Source organism: Streptococcus sp. SS-4456 (assembly GCF_036680365.1).
Classification (GTDB): Bacteria; Bacillota; Bacilli; order Lactobacillales; family Streptococcaceae; genus Streptococcus.
Genome location: NZ_JAVIHI010000001.1, coordinates 1 through 16,159, shown reverse-complemented (window position 1 = coordinate 16,159; position 16,159 = coordinate 1). Strand labels below are relative to the sequence as shown.

The 16,159-nt window shown below is 37.1% G+C and carries 12 protein-coding genes and 1 pseudogene; 11 read left to right on the top strand and 2 right to left on the bottom strand.

Going from position 1 to position 16,159, the window contains the following annotated elements:
- The first annotated feature begins 8 nt into the window (after positions 1-8).
- From RFK25_RS00065 to RFK25_RS00055, 3 genes are all read left to right on the top strand, one after another.
- Complete coding sequence (locus tag RFK25_RS00065; protein WP_332410518.1) at positions 9-6,833, top strand: SNF2-related protein; 6,825 nt, start codon at positions 9-11, stop codon at positions 6,831-6,833.
- A gap of 70 nt (positions 6,834-6,903) precedes the next feature.
- On the top strand, positions 6,904-7,203 hold the full coding sequence (locus tag RFK25_RS00060) for a DUF5962 family protein (protein ID WP_332410517.1): 300 nt from the start codon (positions 6,904-6,906) through the stop codon (positions 7,201-7,203).
- Positions 7,204-7,216: 13 nt separating this feature from the next.
- A complete protein-coding gene (locus RFK25_RS00055) occupies positions 7,217-7,504 on the top strand; it encodes a DUF5966 family protein (RefSeq protein ID WP_332410514.1) in 288 nt (95 codons plus the stop codon).
- Between the two features lie 113 nt (positions 7,505-7,617).
- Here RFK25_RS00055 and RFK25_RS00050 read toward each other — a convergent pair whose 3' ends face one another.
- Positions 7,618-8,874: a hypothetical protein gene (locus RFK25_RS00050; RefSeq protein WP_332410513.1), complete on the bottom strand. Its 1,257-nt coding sequence runs from the start codon at positions 8,872-8,874 to the stop codon at positions 7,618-7,620.
- Positions 8,871-11,111, bottom strand: a complete 2,241-nt coding sequence (locus tag RFK25_RS00045; RefSeq protein WP_332410681.1) for an AAA family ATPase — start codon at positions 11,109-11,111, stop codon at positions 8,871-8,873. Before RFK25_RS00045 ends, RFK25_RS00050 begins: the two co-directional genes overlap by 4 nt.
- A 233-nt stretch (positions 11,112-11,344) precedes the next feature.
- On the opposite strand from RFK25_RS00045, the gene RFK25_RS00040 reads away from it, so the two are divergent.
- From RFK25_RS00040 to RFK25_RS00005, 8 genes and pseudogenes are all read left to right on the top strand, one after another.
- Entirely contained in the window at positions 11,345-11,983 is a 639-nt protein-coding gene (locus tag RFK25_RS00040; RefSeq protein ID WP_172079947.1) for a peptidylprolyl isomerase, read from the top strand.
- Positions 11,984-12,022: 39 nt separating this feature from the next.
- Positions 12,023-13,099, top strand: coding sequence for a DNA primase (locus tag RFK25_RS00035; RefSeq protein ID WP_332410510.1), 1,077 nt, complete (start codon positions 12,023-12,025; stop codon positions 13,097-13,099).
- 53 nt (positions 13,100-13,152) lie between these two features.
- Positions 13,153-13,380 carry a DUF5965 family protein gene (locus tag RFK25_RS00030; protein WP_332410509.1) on the top strand — a complete coding sequence of 76 codons (228 nt, stop codon included), beginning with the start codon at positions 13,153-13,155 and terminating at the stop codon, positions 13,378-13,380.
- Complete coding sequence (locus RFK25_RS00025; protein WP_332410508.1) at positions 13,377-13,766, top strand: DUF5945 family protein; 390 nt, start codon at positions 13,377-13,379, stop codon at positions 13,764-13,766. Before RFK25_RS00030 ends, RFK25_RS00025 begins: the two co-directional genes overlap by 4 nt.
- Positions 13,767-13,815: 49 nt before the next feature.
- A complete protein-coding gene (locus tag RFK25_RS00020; RefSeq protein WP_332410506.1) occupies positions 13,816-14,106 on the top strand; it encodes a hypothetical protein in 291 nt (96 codons plus the stop codon).
- Between the two features lie 69 nt (positions 14,107-14,175).
- Entirely contained in the window at positions 14,176-14,655 is a 480-nt protein-coding gene (pezA, locus tag RFK25_RS00015) for a type II toxin-antitoxin system antitoxin PezA (RefSeq protein ID WP_332410503.1), read from the top strand.
- Positions 14,652-15,410, top strand: a complete 759-nt coding sequence (pezT, locus tag RFK25_RS00010) for a type II toxin-antitoxin system toxin PezT (RefSeq protein ID WP_332410502.1) — start codon at positions 14,652-14,654, stop codon at positions 15,408-15,410. Before pezA ends, pezT begins: the two co-directional genes overlap by 4 nt.
- A gap of 561 nt (positions 15,411-15,971) precedes the next feature.
- Positions 15,972-16,159 (top strand): annotated as a pseudogene (locus RFK25_RS00005) (hypothetical protein); the annotation flags it as partial.

Here is a 16,159-nt window from a genome sequence, read left to right as displayed (position 1 = left end):
GAGGGAAAATGAATCAAGAAGTCTTACTACAAATGATGAGAGCCACCATTCCTCGTGATAGAGCCCTGCTTGAGGCATTTTTATATTACCAAGCAGAGCATTTTGATGAGGAGTGGGATAGTCTTATTCGTCAGTTTATGACCAATGGGCAGGAATTCAAAAGACCTGTTCAGGTACTTCACTTTGAGACAGATGTTTCAGCTTTTGTCCAGGCTAGTCCTTATGATACTGCTCATGATCTATTGACCTATACACAAGTTTTCGGCCAAACTGGTCTCCAAAAACTCGACAAACTATCGCCGTCTGAAAAAGACTTGGTGATTGAAGTGGCCTTGTTCAATCTGGCCACTCGTTTTCAACTATTAGACTCAAATGGACACTACCAAACTATTTCACCAGATTCTCTATTACAAAAGAGTAGGGGAGCTAATTTGGTTAATGTTTATCGTGTGGCTAATAATTTAGCGGATCGGATTAGCCGAGATATTGAACAGTTTCTCTTGACTTACGAGCCTGAGCTTGAAACAGGAGTTGATGAAACAGTTCTAGAAAATGAAGAAACTGTTGATGAGCACAAAACAAGTGTTCATCAAGCAATATCTTTTAGAGAAGATGGCTCTCTAGTTATTGCTAGTTTGGATGTAGATTTGTCTCAACTAGATGTTCAAACAGGAAAAACCAGTCATCTGCCAGCTTATGAAGAGTTATCTTTACGACGTAAATTTGAGATACTAACATATTTTGACCAAATTCGAAATGAACGTTCCAAAGTCCCAAGTTTTAAACGAGGTGATTTTGACACTGAAATGGAAATGACACCAATCTTTGAGGGCGAGGAGTTACTCACCTATCTAGAAGCTGATGGTAGTCCCTATGAGCTGAAACGAACGCTGACCACAGTCGAAGAAAAGGAATTAGAAAAAATTGGACGAGCCATTAGGATAGAAAATCAAGAAAAATTGACTCAGCTAGGGATTGATTTATCTCAGTTTGCCCCAGACCGAGTCGGTATTTTATTGGATGCGGCAGGTCGTTTTCGTTTAAAAAATGCAGACCTTGCTTTACTAGGTGGTTATCCCAAAGCCTCGGTAACTCAACTAGCCCTTGCAACAGAACTACTCCAAATGGGGCTAAGTCATGAAAAGGTTGAATTTTTCTTTAGTAGCCAGCTTTCCCTTGAAGAGTTGCGACAAGTTGCCTACGCCTTTTTACACCAAGAACTCAGCAGAGAAGATGCGGAGTATTTTGAAAAAGATAAGGGCAACCAGCCAGATTTGACCTTTAGAGATTGGAAGAACAAGCTAGAGAAAGCTGAGACGAAAGTAGTGGTTGATGAAGAGTTAGCGGAAAATCCACTAGTCCAGAGAGTATTGGACACTTATCCTCTGGGGTCATTGGTTTCATATAAGGGACAGGACTTTGAGGTCGTGTCGGTCAGTGATGCTCGATTGAACGGTTTGATTCGGATTGAGTTAGTTAATGATTTTTCGGATATCATTGAACAAAATCCAGTTCTTTATTTGAGGACCTGGGAAGAAGTCAGTCAGGCACTTCATCAGCCAAAGGCAGAAAAACAAACAGAGGTAGACGATGTAGTCCAAGAATTAAACCTTTTTTCATTTCTGGAAGAGGAGCCAGGTCAGAGTATTGGACTATTGGAACCAGATGGTTCAGAAAAAGGTCATAACGATACTGATCTTGAAGAATCAAATAGTCAAATTCCTGAAGAGGTAGTCGTCGAAACAATTCCAGAGATTCCAGTAACGGACTTTTATTTTCCAGTAGATATGACGGACTTTTATCCTAAGACTGCTAGAGAGAAGGTTGAGACAAACATTGCGGCCATTCGTTTGGTTAAAACACTTGAAACGGGACACCGTCAGGCAAGTAAAAATGAACAAGAACTCCTTGCAAAGTATGTAGGCTGGGGTGGACTAGCCAATGAATTTTTTGATGACTATAATCCAAAATTTTCTAAGGAACGAGAAGAACTGAAAAGCCTAGTCACAGATAAAGAGTATTCGGATATGAAACAGTCCTCTCTGACAGCCTATTATACAGACCCTGCCCTGATTCGTCAGATGTGGGATAAGTTGGAAAGAGATGGTTTTACAGGTGGCAAAATCCTAGATCCTTCCATGGGAACAGGGAATTTCTTTGCGGCTATGCCAAAACACTTAAGAGAAAAGAGTGAGTTATATGGTGTAGAGTTAGACACCATCACAGGAGCTATTGCCAAACACCTTCATCCCAATAGTCACATTGAAATTAAGGGCTTTGAGACGGTAGCTTTTAACGACAATAGTTTTGATTTGGTGATTTCAAATGTGCCCTTTGCCAATATACGAATTGCGGATAACAGGTACGATAGGCCTTACATGATTCATGACTACTTTGTCAAAAAGTCACTTGATTTGCTTCATGATGGTGGACAAGTAGCGATTATCTCTTCCACAGGAACTATGGATAAGCGAACAGAAAATATTTTACAAGATATTCGTGAGACAACTGAATTTCTTGGTGGGGTTCGACTGCCTGATTCTGCCTTTAAGGCCATTGCAGGAACGAGTGTCACAACGGATATGTTATTCTTCCAGAAACACTTAGACAAGAGATATGTGGCAGACGACTTAGCCTTTTCAGGTTCCATTCGTTATGATAAGGATAGTCGCATTTGGCTCAATCCTTATTTTGATGGGGAATACAATAGCCAAGTGCTAGGAACCTACGAGGTCAGAAATTTTAACGGAGGAACACTTTCTGTTAAGGGGACTAGTGATGACTTGATTGCAAGTGTTGAAGCAGCTCTACATCAAGTAAAAGCCCCAAGAGAGATTGATAGAAATGAGGTCATCATTAACCCAGATGTGTTGATCAAACAAGTCATTGATACCTCCATTCCAGTTGAAATGAGGGAGAATCTGGGTCAGTTCAGTTTTGGTTACCAGGGTGCAATGGTCTACTATCGAGATAACAAAGGCATTCGAGTCGGAACCAAGACGGAAGAAATCAGTTACTATGTCGATGAAGAGGGCAACTTCAAAGCATGGGACACCAAACATTCTCAAAAGCAGATTGATCGCTTTAACGCCTTAGAAGTGACTGATAGCACTGCTCTGGATGTCTATGTGACCGATGATGCAGCAAAACGTGGTCAGTTTAAGGGATATTATAAAAAGACAGTTTTCTATGAAGCTCCATTGTCTGATAAAGAAGTGGCACGAATCAAAGGAATGATCGATATTCGCAATGCCTACCAAGAAGTTATTGCCATTCAACGCTATTATGACTACGATAAGGAGACCTTTAACCACTTGTTAGGCAAACTCAATCGTACCTATGATAGCTTTGTCAAACACTATGGGTGTTTGAACAGTGCAGTGAACCGCAATCTTTTTGATAGTGATGATAAGTATTCGCTTCTTGCTAGTTTGGAAGATGAACGTCTGGATCCAAGTGGAAAGTCTGTTATCTATACTAAATCCCTTGCTTTTGAGAAGGCTTTAGTGCGTCCTGAAAAAGAGGTTAAAAAGGTACATACTGCCCTTGATGCCTTAAATTCGAGCTTGGCTGACGGACGAGGTGTTGATTTTGCTTATATGATGTCTATCTATCAGGTTGAATCGAAGATGACCTTGATTGAGGAGTTAGGTGACCTCATTATGCCTGATCCTGAGAAGTATTTGAATGGAGAATTGACCTATGTTTCTCGCCAAGACTTTCTGTCAGGGGATGTCGTTAGCAAGTTAGAAGTGGTAGATCTATTCGTCAAACAAGACAATCAGGACTTTAACTGGCCGCATTATGCAGGACTTCTAGAAACAGTCAAACCAGCACGCATAACTTTAGCAGACATTGATTATCGAATCGGTTCACGCTGGATTCCTCTGGCTGTTTACGGAAAATTTGCCCAAGAAACCTTTATGGGGAAAGTCTATGAACTGTCAGACCAAGAAGTTGCGACAGTCCTTGAAGTCAGTCCCATTGACGGGGTTATCACTTACCAATCTAAGTTTGCCTACACCTATTCCAACGCAACGGATAGAAGTCTAGGTGTCCCTGCTTCACGCTATGATAGTGGTCGAAAAATCTTTGAAAATCTCCTGAATTCCAATCAACCAACGATAACAAAACAAGTTGTTGAAGGGGATAAGAAAAAGAATGTGACAGATGTGGAGAAAACAACAGTCCTGCGTGCTAAGGAAACACACCTACAAGAACTCTTTCAAGGTTTTGTAGCAAAGTATCCAGAAGTCCAACAGATGATTGAAGACACCTATAACGGGCTCTACAATCGTACAGTATCAAAGTCCTATGATGGTAGCCATTTAATCATTGATGGACTTGCTCAGAATATCTCCTTACGTCCTCACCAAAAGAATGCCATTCAACGGATTGTGGAGGAGAAACGTGCTCTACTAGCTCATGAAGTTGGTTCAGGTAAAACACTTACCATGCTTGGAGCTGGCTTCAAGTTGAAAGAACTCGGAATGGTACATAAACCACTTTATGTGGTGCCGTCTAGTCTGACTGCTCAGTTTGGTCAAGAAATCATGAAATTTTTCCCAACCAAGAAAGTCTATGTGACCACTAAGAAAGACTTTGCCAAAGCCAAACGCAAGCAGTTTGTGTCTCGGATTATTACAGGGGACTATGATGCCATTGTCATTGGGGATTCCCAGTTTGAGAAAATACCGATGAGTCGTGAAAAACAGGTCACCTATATCAATGACAAACTCGAGCAACTCCGAGAGATCAAGCTAGGAAGTGACTCTGATTATACGGTGAAAGAAGCGGAACGTTCGATTAAGGGATTAGAACACCAGTTGGAAGAACTCCAAAAACTGGAACGAGATACCTTTATCGAATTTGAAAACCTTGGAATTGATTTTCTTTTTGTGGATGAGGCTCATCATTTCAAGAATATCCGTCCAATCACTGGACTTGGGAATGTAGCTGGAATCACCAACACAACTTCTAAAAAGAACGTGGATATGGAGATGAAGGTGAGACAAGTACAGGCAGAGCATGGAGATAGAAATGTCGTTTTTGCGACAGGAACACCAGTTTCTAACTCCATTAGTGAACTTTTCACCATGATGAATTACATTCAACCTGATGTCTTGGAACGATACCTGGTATCAAATTTTGACTCCTGGGTTGGGGCTTTTGGGAATATCGAAAACTCCATGGAACTAGCCCCGACAGGTGATAAGTACCAACCTAAGAAACGGTTTAAGAAATTTGTCAACCTGCCTGAACTCATGCGAATCTACAAGGAAACTGCCGATATTCAGACCTCAGACATGCTTGATTTACCAGTACCAGAAGCTAAGATTATTGCGGTGGAAAGCGAGTTAACGCAAGCTCAGAAATACTATTTGGAAGAGCTGGTAGAGCGTTCGGACGCTATCAAGTCTGGTAGTGTTGATCCAAGTAGAGATAACATGCTTAAGATAACAGGTGAAGCCAGAAAACTAGCTATTGATATGCGGTTGATTGACCCTGCTTATTCCTTATCGGATAATCAGAAAATCCTTCAAGTAGTTGATAATGTCGAACGAATCTACCGTGAAGGAGCTGGAGACAAGGCGACTCAGATGATTTTCTCAGATATTGGAACTCCTAAAAGTAAGGAAGATGGCTTTGATGTTTACAATGAACTTAAGGACTTGCTAGTCGATCGAGGGATTCCAAAAGAAGAAATTGCCTTTGTCCATGACGCCAATACTGATGAAAAGAAAAACTCACTGTCTAGAAAGGTCAATAGCGGAGAAGTGCGGATTCTCATGGCTTCGACGGAAAAAGGTGGAACGGGTTTAAACGTGCAATCACGCATGAAAGCTGTCCACCACTTAGATGTTCCATGGCGTCCCTCTGACATTGTCCAGCGAAATGGTAGATTGATTCGTCAGGGAAACATGCACCAGGAGGTAGATATTTATCACTATATTACTAAAGGGAGCTTCGACAATTACCTCTGGCAGACGCAGGAGAATAAGCTCAAATACATTACGCAGATAATGACCTCAAAAGATCCTGTGAGATCAGCTGAAGACATTGATGAACAAACCATGACTGCTTCTGACTTTAAGGCTTTAGCTACTGGTAATCCCTACCTTAAGCTCAAAATGGAGTTGGAAAATGAACTGACAGTTTTAGAGAATCAAAAACGAGCCTTTAATCGCTCCAAAGACGAGTATCGCCATACCATTTCCTATAGCGAGAAGCACCTCCCTATCATGGAAAAAAGGTTGAGTCAATATGATAAGGATATTGCCCAATCTTTGGCAACAAAGGCGCAAGATTTTATCATGCGATTTGACAATCAAGCAATGGATAATCGTGCTGAAGCTGGGGACTATCTACGTAAACTCATCACCTATAACCGCTCAGAGACCAAGGAAGTCAAAACACTTGCCAGCTTTAGAGGATTTGATTTGAAAATGACAACACGTGGTCCTAGTGAGCCTTTACCAGATACTGTCTCTTTAATGATTGTTGGTGACAACCACTATACTGTCGCCCTTGATTTGAAATCAGACGTGGGAACTATTCAACGGATTAGCAATGCCATTGACCATATTATAGATGACCAAGAAAAGACGCAAGAGCTGGTAAAGGATTTAAAAGATAAGCTACGAGTAGCCAAAGTAGAAGTTGAAAAAGTCTTTCCAAAGGAAGAGGACTATCAGCTTGTAAAGTCTAAGTATGAAGTTTTGGCTCCCTTGGTTGAAAAAGAAGCAGAGATTGAGGAGATAGATGCAGCTTTGGCCAAGTTTAGTGAAGATACAACACCCCAAAAGAAGCAACAAATAGCACTCGAGATATAAGAAAAAAGGCTGACAAATATTTTTGAACGCGGTAAAATGAAGTCAATAAATCACAAAAGGAGAATAGATTATGACCCAAACACAAGAAGAAATGCGTTTTCAACTAGAAGAATGGTTGTCACAAGGCTATACTAGTTCAGAAGATAGGGCAAACTACCAAACTTTAAAGGAACAGTATGAAGATGAAACTCTTGATTATAGCTTTTCAAGGCGTGAAATTACTGGACAGCTGGAACTCATCATCACAAGTCGTGAGAATGAGTTTCCAAACTTAGATGAGGTGACGAAGGCAGAATACCTTGATTTGGTTGCCCAACTTGATGATTTAGACAAGAGACAGGCTGACTACTATCGCAAGCAATTAGCCTAGAAAGAGGTGTAAGATGTTGGAACAAATTCTACAAAGCCTTTTGATTATCGCAGCAATAGGACTGATGTTGTTTGTCCTTTATCGGATTGTGAAAGTTTCAGGTGCTTTATTTCTTATCGGACTCATCAGTGGCTTAGTCTTTATTGAGATCTATGGAATCTACCTCTTCTTTACTGAGAGATATCTCTATACAGAAGATTTAGCAACTAATGGAGTTTGGAGTTTTACTACTTTCTATGTTTGTTTCAATGTACTAGCTATATTTGGATTTGTGACAAAAACGGTTAGAAGAATTGATTAACTAAAGAGGGATACCTGATTTTGAGGTCTCCCTTCTTAATACCTTTTGTTGTATATTATTTTTCCTTTTGAACCCCTTTTTACTATCAATCATTTGAGATATCTATTATTAAATTATTCATCATATTTTTCACTGAGCTTCCATCCTTTGATTCTTTCATAAGCATCTTTCTTAAATTTACCAAGTGATTTATTGATAAGCTCATTTTCTTGTGCAAATACAACTTCTCCATATATAAGAGTATCTATTTTTCGATTGATTTCTTCCTCTGTTCCAGTTAATAATTTTATTAGTGAATCTCTATATTCTTGACCATATTCCATTTCTTTATTTACCATCTCTTGAACTTCTAAATCATGAATTTTATATGCTTTATCCAGTTTCAAAACATTAATTAAATCATTCTCTAAGTCAGGATGAGTATTAATGTTTACTAGTTTGTTATCTTTTATATGTTTTAATTCAATTTGATAATTCTCATTAGACTTTTTTATATCAAATTTTACACAATTATTTTCAGATTTCAAGAAAGGATTAATTTTTAAATCGTATGTTCCCTTAAGTCGATTGCATGTTCCACAACATGGTATGAAATTATATAGAGATACTGCAAATATCGGAAAATCATTTTTGTTATAAAAATGATCCATCTCAGCTGAAAATGAGTTACCTCTACTATTGATGTAATTTCTATTACAGTATGGACACACTATTAAACCATAGTTATCTGAAATTATAAAATTTCGAATCATATAGTTATTAATTTTTTCGATTTTATTATTAATTTCAATTTCCTGTGATAGGTTGTATATTTTTTTTATGTTCCTAAAGTTGGGTGGTTGATAATTAGGACGATTTTGTATATAAGAATACATATGCTCAGGTTTGATTAATATTAATTCTCTAAAGTAATCAACAAAGTCAGTAGTGTCCACTTTTTTGTAGCTCTCAACGAAATTTATAATTTTTTGACTCTTTCTTATAATTAGTGAATTTAAATTCATCACAAAATTGCGATACCACGATTCAGTTCTGTAGTCTTTGAAATTATTTGTAGTTATTTTATTAATAAGAATTTTGTTGCTTGTTCCTAGTTTCGCTTTTACAAACGTTCCTAAATCAGTTTTATGTGTTTTCGCATAGAGAATTATTTCATCAAAATGGTTTTCATGAAAATAATATTCTTTAATTAGACATTTTATAACGGTCGCACTACTGTAGCCAAAGGTTTTTCTGATATTTGGTTTATAGAACTCAGCTCTTTTCAACAATGATTTACTAATAATGGCATCTAAATATTTGCAAATCATCAATTTAACATAGGCATCAATAAACTCCTTTGGATATTTGGGTATTTCTAAGGCCATCATTTGGAATTGTCCTCCTCAAGTTGTTTAAGTTGCTCTTGAAGTTTAGCAATTTTGTCTTTTATCTCCTCTATTTCATCTTTGTTTTCTAAAAAAGCTCGGTTAAATAATTCTTTTAGTTGATTAGCAATAATGGGCTCACCGATAGATTCAATAATTTTTTGAGCCGTTTTCTTTTGTAAATTATCACTAAGTTCCTTAAATAAGCTTTCAGGTCGAATACCCTTTGAATCAGAATTGATTTTAAAATTTAGGTATTCGAAAGTATCTTCAATGCTCTTATATGCATATTCTCCCATTAGCCTATTTAGGAAAAAAGAGTTTTTGTAAAGAGTATAGATATTCTGGCCGAATGTCTTATTGAACTTATTATTTTCATATTCTGTATTCTCTCTAGATAAGTAGATAATATTTTCTTTATAGATATCTGATAGAAAGATTGGTGAATGAGTTGTAATTATTATTTGTATATGTTTGTTATCAAATATTTTTTCAATGATAGGTAAAGCAGTGCTGACCCACTTTCGTTGCCATTCGGGGTGCATCCCTAGATCAACTTCGTCCAAAAGTATTAGAAAATTCTCTTGGTCAATCCCTCGAGGAGTATTTCTTTGTAATGCCAATTTTGCTGAATATAAATTTGCAAAAGATCTTAATAATCCTAATTCTCCCGAACTTAATCCAATCCATCTAAATTGTAAAGATTCTTCTAGTTCTGGTATAGAAATCTCTGAAATAGTGCTTACAATTTCGGATAAAATTTTAAAATTTGTATTGATTTCATGCAACTTGTATAATAACTCCTCAATAACTTTGAGTCGTTCGATCTCACTACTAGGTATTCCAATATCTTTTAACTTGGTCCATACCCTATCTGGGATTAATTTATGTTTAACAAAGTAACCATGTTCAGTTAATTCAAAATAGGATGTGTAGCTTATCGCTTTAGCAACTCGAAAACAAGGCGCTTTGATTTTTTGCCAAACCTGATCCCATTTTTTTAGTGATTGTGTGCTAGGAGTTAATTGTTCAAAAAGACCAATGTGTAGTTCTTTAAAAGATACATTTATCTGTCTAATCTGCTTTTTTAATTCATCGATCTCATTTCTTGAGAAATTGATATTGTATTGAAACTTTTTCTCCAACTCTTTTAAGATTGTACTGATTTTTTCGTGATATTTATTATCCCTTCCTACCATTGTTTTATCTACATAATTAAAATAGAGGTTGATAATATATAAAGTATGCCATATTTCTACCCAATCATCAATATTTGTCTCCTCAAGTTGGATGTTAGATACATCTTGTCGTAAACCTCCGATACTATACTCAAATGGAAGAAAGCGATCGGAATCAACTCCAATGGATTTGTATTGCAACATAATGTTTTCATTATTCCTAAAAGATAGATGAAGGTCCAATAGGTTTTCATAATTGATTTGTGAATCATCGTTTTCGGTATACTCTTTATCAATGATGTAATTTATCAATGTTGAAAAATAGTCAACTATTCTATGATTAATAGAGTCTTTGTCATTTCTATTGGTTAATTTTTCAACCCTATCCAAATATAATAGTTGCTTACTTCGATAGGGTAATTTGTCTCCTTCGAAATCTACACTCACTCCTTTTAGAGTGTAATCTACAAATTCAATAATTTTATGTTTAAATTTTTCAACAAATTTGATTTGGTTTATTGTTTCTTGTAGTATGACAATTTTTTGATTCTTATCAAATCCAACAATATTTTTAAAGTTTGAAGCGTCAATTGCACCTGAGCGAATGTAGATATCGCCATTTGGAAATTCTTTTGCATTTGAAAATTTAATAATATAAGGATGTGTAGAGCAGTGTGGAATTGAAATTGATTCTTGTGTTAAATCAGGATATGTCCAAAATTTGTCATTTTGCTTGAAAATAAGGTAAACTTGGCTTTTTCCTTTTCCTCCCCTAAGTATTTGGTTAATAATAGTTGTTTTCCCTGACCCATTTTCACCAACTATGACAGATAGATTTTTTATATCTCCGACATATGGTATTTGAAATACATCATTATGAATAATGTCAAAGCAATATTGTCCCTGACTATTTCTTTTATGAAGTCCATTTTCATGAATTTTTTTTACTTTAAAATCTGGTAAAAAATTTATTATTTTAAAAATTGGTTCTGTTGATATTCCATAAGTTTGCTCAATCAAAGCAACTAAGTTTATTTTGTTTTCATCGACCATTTGTTTCACTTCTTTCAAAATTTTATATTTTGATTACTATATTAGATTTTTTTGATTAGTAAATCAATAGTAAGAATGAACATTTTGACTGTTTATCGAACGAGTGAAATTAATATTATAAGAGATTGCTTAAATTGTCTTATTAAAAAGAATGGTTGATCCACAAATATTTAAGTTCACTGTGATAAATTTTCCAAGATAATCTTGTTATGATGAGGCTATCATTAATAAAGGAGTAAGCCATGTTAAATAAAGTGAAGGCTAGATTTCTGATTGGAATAGTAGGTTTAATTGCAGTCAGTTTTATGGTCATGATTGGCTACACGATTGGCTCACAATCCGTTTCAAAACAAACAGAGAACCAAATACGAGCAGAAGCCAATAAACTTGTGTCAAAGAAAAAGCAGGAGGAAAGAGCGACAGTCCTATCAGATGAGCTTGTCAAAGAGTTTCTCACTCAATATTATACAAAGGTCCAGCTAGGAGAAAATAACAGTCGTATCAAACCCTACATGACGGATTCGGCATTTTCAGAAGAGGAAGCATTTCAGAATAAAGCGATCAATCAAGTTTATAAAGATTATATGATTGACTACCGATTTGAATCAGCCAGTATCTATGTCAACACAGAAAGCAATGTTGCACTTGCGGAAGTTACCTATCAAGTGATCTATGTTTCTGATTTGAGTGAGCAACAACAGCGAACCACTCAGACAGAAACCAAGACGGTTATGTTATCCTACTCCAAAGTTTCCGACAAGCTCCTGGTTAATCAGTTGACCATTTGGAATGGGAAACTGGAGGATGTGAAAGTAGCCACAGATGGTGCTAATTCCAGCATACCAACGATCCAAGGAACTACAACAAGTGAGAACAACTAGCAGGAGACATTCTTCTGCTTTTTTTTATAGGGAGACAAGATGACACGAATTAAAGCAGTAAAACAAAAGGCCATTTTAGATGTGGCTGAGAGTCTGGGTTACTCCTTCAGACGTTTATCAGGACAAATTTATGAACATCCAGACCACGATTCCTTTCGGATTTTTGTAGATACCAATACTTTCAAATGGTTTTCAAGAGATATACAAGGGGATGTGATAGACTTTGTTCAATTAGTAGCAGGCGTTACTTTCAAAGAGGCTGTATCTTATCTTGAAACTGGGGATTTTGAACAAGCTAAGTTGGTAGAAGAAACTTATCAACCGTTTCAATATTATTTGCGTGAAGTACCCTTTCAGCAAGCACGTACTTACTTGAAAGTCGTTCGTGGCCTAAGTGATGAGACTATAAATATCTTTGGTAGACAAGGATTGCTTGCTCAAGCTGCTTATCAATCGGAGTCAGTATTAGTGTTTAAAAGCTTTGACCATAATGGGATCTTACAGGCCGCAAGCCTTCAAGGCCTCGTCAAAAATGAAGAAAAACACGATCGAGGTTATCTCAAAAAAATCATGAAAGGATCTCATGGCCATGTCGGTATTAGTTTCGATATTGGGAATCCTAAGCGACTCATTTTTTGTGAATCAGTTATCGATATGATGAGTTATTATCAGCTTCATAACAAGCAGCTATCAGATGTTCGCTTGGTGTCAATGGAAGGCTTAAAACTTTCAGTGATTGCTTATCAGACTTTGCGTCTAGCAGCAGAGGAACAGGGGAAATTGGCATTTCTAGATACAGTAAAACCAATTAGACTTAGCCATTATCTTCAGGCAATACAAGAGACGACAACCTTTTTTCAAACTCATTCAAACGTCATAACTATGGCTGTTGATAACGATGAAGCAGGAAGAGAATTTTATCAGAAACTGTCAGATAAAGGATTTCCGATTTTTCAAGATTTACCACCATTGCAAAGACTTGAAACAAAGTCAGATTGGAATGATATTGTGAAGCAACAGAAGGAAATATCCTTAAGCAATCTTATTCAGTCAGCCCAGATACAAGCCATTAAGAATCATCCTCCACCAAAACGAGAGCGTGCTATGGAATTGTGATAACAAAATCAAGTCCGCTATCATAATCTAGAAAGGGACAAGGAGGACACCCTATGAGTGTGATTGAACGTCTGGCTGAAAAAGTAGCTAGGCAAGAAGAAAAGGTCTCACGTGAGACAGAGAAATTGGAACACTATCGTGACCAACTACAAACAGCTATGTACAGTACCTTTATCAAAAGGCAACAATCTAGTCAGTTGTCATTTCATGAAGCACTAGAGCAAGCCTTTGGTAAAGAAACCACACTAGACCCAAATTACAGAAATGAGGATACAAAATGAGTAAAACATGGAATTTTGATCAGCCACTAGACGATGTGAAATCAACATCGTCCCATGAAGAACGAGCTAAAATCGCAGCACTCTTCCATAAACAGGATGAAAAACCAATTGAAGAAGTAGATTATGTGGCTGCTTTTGAACAGCAACAAAAGGAGTCAGAATCAAAAGATGTACAAACGCTCGCATCAACCGTTAAACAAAATCAGCCGAAGAAGGTAAATATCACAAGTGACTATAAACAACACTTGGCTAATACCATTGCACAAAACAACAAGGATATTTCCGCCTGTCAGAAGCAAATTGAAGAACTTCATCAATTGATTGATGAAAAGAAAATCCAAAATAAAAAGTTGCAGGCTATTTCAGTAGCCATTGATGATTTATAAGTCAGGTAGTCTTATTCGGGCTACCTTTTTACAATTGAAGGAGAGGATAATGATATTTTTTCAAAAGAAAACACAGAATCAAGACCGATTTAAACGACTGATTCATCGACTATCTGAGATGTCAGAAAGTGAGCTAACCAAAGTAGAGCAACTCCTAGATGTGGTCTTTGATTCTAGTTTCAAGTCTAGTGAGAGAGTGGAAATATCTAGGGACATTATAACCGATGAGGAACAAAGTCTTGATAAGTCGATCCAAGAAGCGAAAAATAAACTGAGTACTGAGCAGTTGGAGAAGCGAATAGAGCAGTTTAAGCAATCGAAGAAACCTAAAAACGGATAACGCACCAAATATGGTGCGTTATCCGTTTTTTATGGTATAATGAAAGCAAATATGAGGAGGTCTTTATCTATGATCGGAGACAATATAAAATCACTACGCCATACACACGATTTAACACAACCAGAATTTGCGAAAATGGTGGGGATTTCACGCAATAGCCTGAGTCGCTATGAAAATGGCACCAGCACCGTATCAACAGAGCTTATCGACCGCATTTGTCAGAAATTTAACGTCTCTTATGTCGATATTGTAGGGGAGGATAAGATGCTAACACCTGTTGAAAATTACCAATTGACTTTAAAAGTAGAAGTGATAAAAGAACGTGGAGCTGCCATTTTATCACAGCTTTATAGATATCAGGATAGTCAAGATATTGCTTTTGATGATGAATCGAATCCTTGGATTTTGATGAGTGATGATTTGGCTGAATTGATCCATACGAAAATTTACCTTGTCGATACTTTCGATGAGATTGAGCGTTACAATGGTTATTTAGACGGTATTGAGCGGATGTTAGATATGGTGCATCATCGGGTGGTGGCACAATGAGATTTGAAGAGTTTAGTGAGGCTGACTTTCAGAAGGCCTTGCAGCGAACCATTCGGGCTTTAACCCGAGGAAAGACGATTCCAGATCGACCAAAAGCTATCTTGCTTGGAGGACAAAGCGGGGCAGGTAAGACGCCTATTCATCGTATCAAGCAAAAAGAATTTCAAGGTAATATCATTATCATCGATGGTGATAGCTACCGTTCTCAGCATCCCAACTACTTAGCCATGCAAGAAAAGTATGGCAAGGATAGCGTGGACTATACCAAGGGATTTGCAGGAAAAATGGTAGAGCATCTGGTTGACGAACTCAGCACGCAGAGTTATCACTTGCTGATTGAGGGAACCTTACGAACTACTCAAGTTCCTCGTCAGACTGCTCAATTATTAGCATCAAAAGGCTACCAAGTTTCCTTAGCTATTATTGGTACCAAACCAGAACTGTCCTATCTCAGTACCTTGATTCGTTACGAAGAACTTTATGCCATCGATCCCAATCAGGCCAGAGCAACACCAAAAGAACACCATGATGGGATTGTAGAGAACTTGGTTGATAACCTAAAGGAGCTTGAAAGCGATAAACTCTTTGACCAAATTCAGATTTATCAAAGAGATCGAACTTGTATCTACGATTCTGAAACTGATGAAGGCTCCGCAGCAGAGGTTCTTCAAAACTGTCTTTTCGGGAAGTGGAGTAAGGTTGAGGAAGAGATGTTGAAGGTAGGACAGGAACGGTTGGGGGAATTAGGAATTTAAAGGAGATTATCGAAAGTGACAGGAAAAAAGAATAATGCGACATCTAGTTGGAGTGGTTATAATCATCAAGGACAGGTTGGTATTTTCCTTGCTTTAAAGGAGCTGAATGAGTTACTTCAAAAGGGGATAGTTATAGTGGCTATTCTATAGAATTTGAAAAAGAAGATGGCGAAGATGTAGATATTGTTCAGAACAACACAGTTATTTCAAGGCATCAGGTGAAGGCAAAGATAACTTCAAAAAATCTAAATGACTATAAGGATGTTTTGACAGAATTTAATGTTAATGGTGTTGACAAAGGGTCTAGATATTTGCATACAATTGACATGTGCCGAGTGCTAGACCATATCAGGATAGGGCTTGAAGGAGATATAACCGTTCGCTTCCTGGAAGGCACTGAGGTAGATTTATAACATAGTAGAAAGGCTCTAACGATAATGGGAAACCATTGTGGTTACAGCCTTTTTTGTGTTTTTGTGGTATAATTTAGTTTGTGAAAGAATATCGTTTGTTGCATAAAAATAATAAAGATAGCAATAATTTATAAGGAAGTCATAAGGTATGAAAAATAATAAATTATTAATTTTTATAACGGATATTGAAGTTATAGAGAGAATTAGTAGTATAATCATGGAATTTCTTCTCTTCTTAATCAATTCGCACGTTGTCAAGTCAAGTGCAACAAGTTCATTGATAACTAGAGTTCCAGAGGTTAAGTTGTTTGGGCTAGCCCAAACAGGAATTTTGAG

Excerpts from the sequence above, each read along its gene's own strand:
- RFK25_RS00065 (WP_332410518.1), top strand. The coding sequence starts at position 9 with ATGAATCAAGAAGTCTTACTACAAATGATGAGAGCCACCATTCCTCGT.
- RFK25_RS00060 (WP_332410517.1), top strand. The coding sequence starts at position 6,904 with ATGACCCAAACACAAGAAGAAATGCGTTTTCAACTAGAAGAATGGTTG.
- RFK25_RS00055 (WP_332410514.1), top strand. The coding sequence starts at position 7,217 with ATGTTGGAACAAATTCTACAAAGCCTTTTGATTATCGCAGCAATAGGA.
- RFK25_RS00050 (WP_332410513.1), bottom strand. The coding sequence starts at position 8,874 with ATGATGGCCTTAGAAATACCCAAATATCCAAAGGAGTTTATTGATGCC.
- RFK25_RS00040 (WP_172079947.1), top strand. The coding sequence starts at position 11,345 with ATGTTAAATAAAGTGAAGGCTAGATTTCTGATTGGAATAGTAGGTTTA.
- RFK25_RS00035 (WP_332410510.1), top strand. The coding sequence starts at position 12,023 with ATGACACGAATTAAAGCAGTAAAACAAAAGGCCATTTTAGATGTGGCT.
- RFK25_RS00030 (WP_332410509.1), top strand. The coding sequence starts at position 13,153 with ATGAGTGTGATTGAACGTCTGGCTGAAAAAGTAGCTAGGCAAGAAGAA.
- RFK25_RS00025 (WP_332410508.1), top strand. The coding sequence starts at position 13,377 with ATGAGTAAAACATGGAATTTTGATCAGCCACTAGACGATGTGAAATCA.
- RFK25_RS00020 (WP_332410506.1), top strand. The coding sequence starts at position 13,816 with ATGATATTTTTTCAAAAGAAAACACAGAATCAAGACCGATTTAAACGA.
- pezA (WP_332410503.1), top strand. The coding sequence starts at position 14,176 with ATGATCGGAGACAATATAAAATCACTACGCCATACACACGATTTAACA.
- pezT (WP_332410502.1), top strand. The coding sequence starts at position 14,652 with ATGAGATTTGAAGAGTTTAGTGAGGCTGACTTTCAGAAGGCCTTGCAG.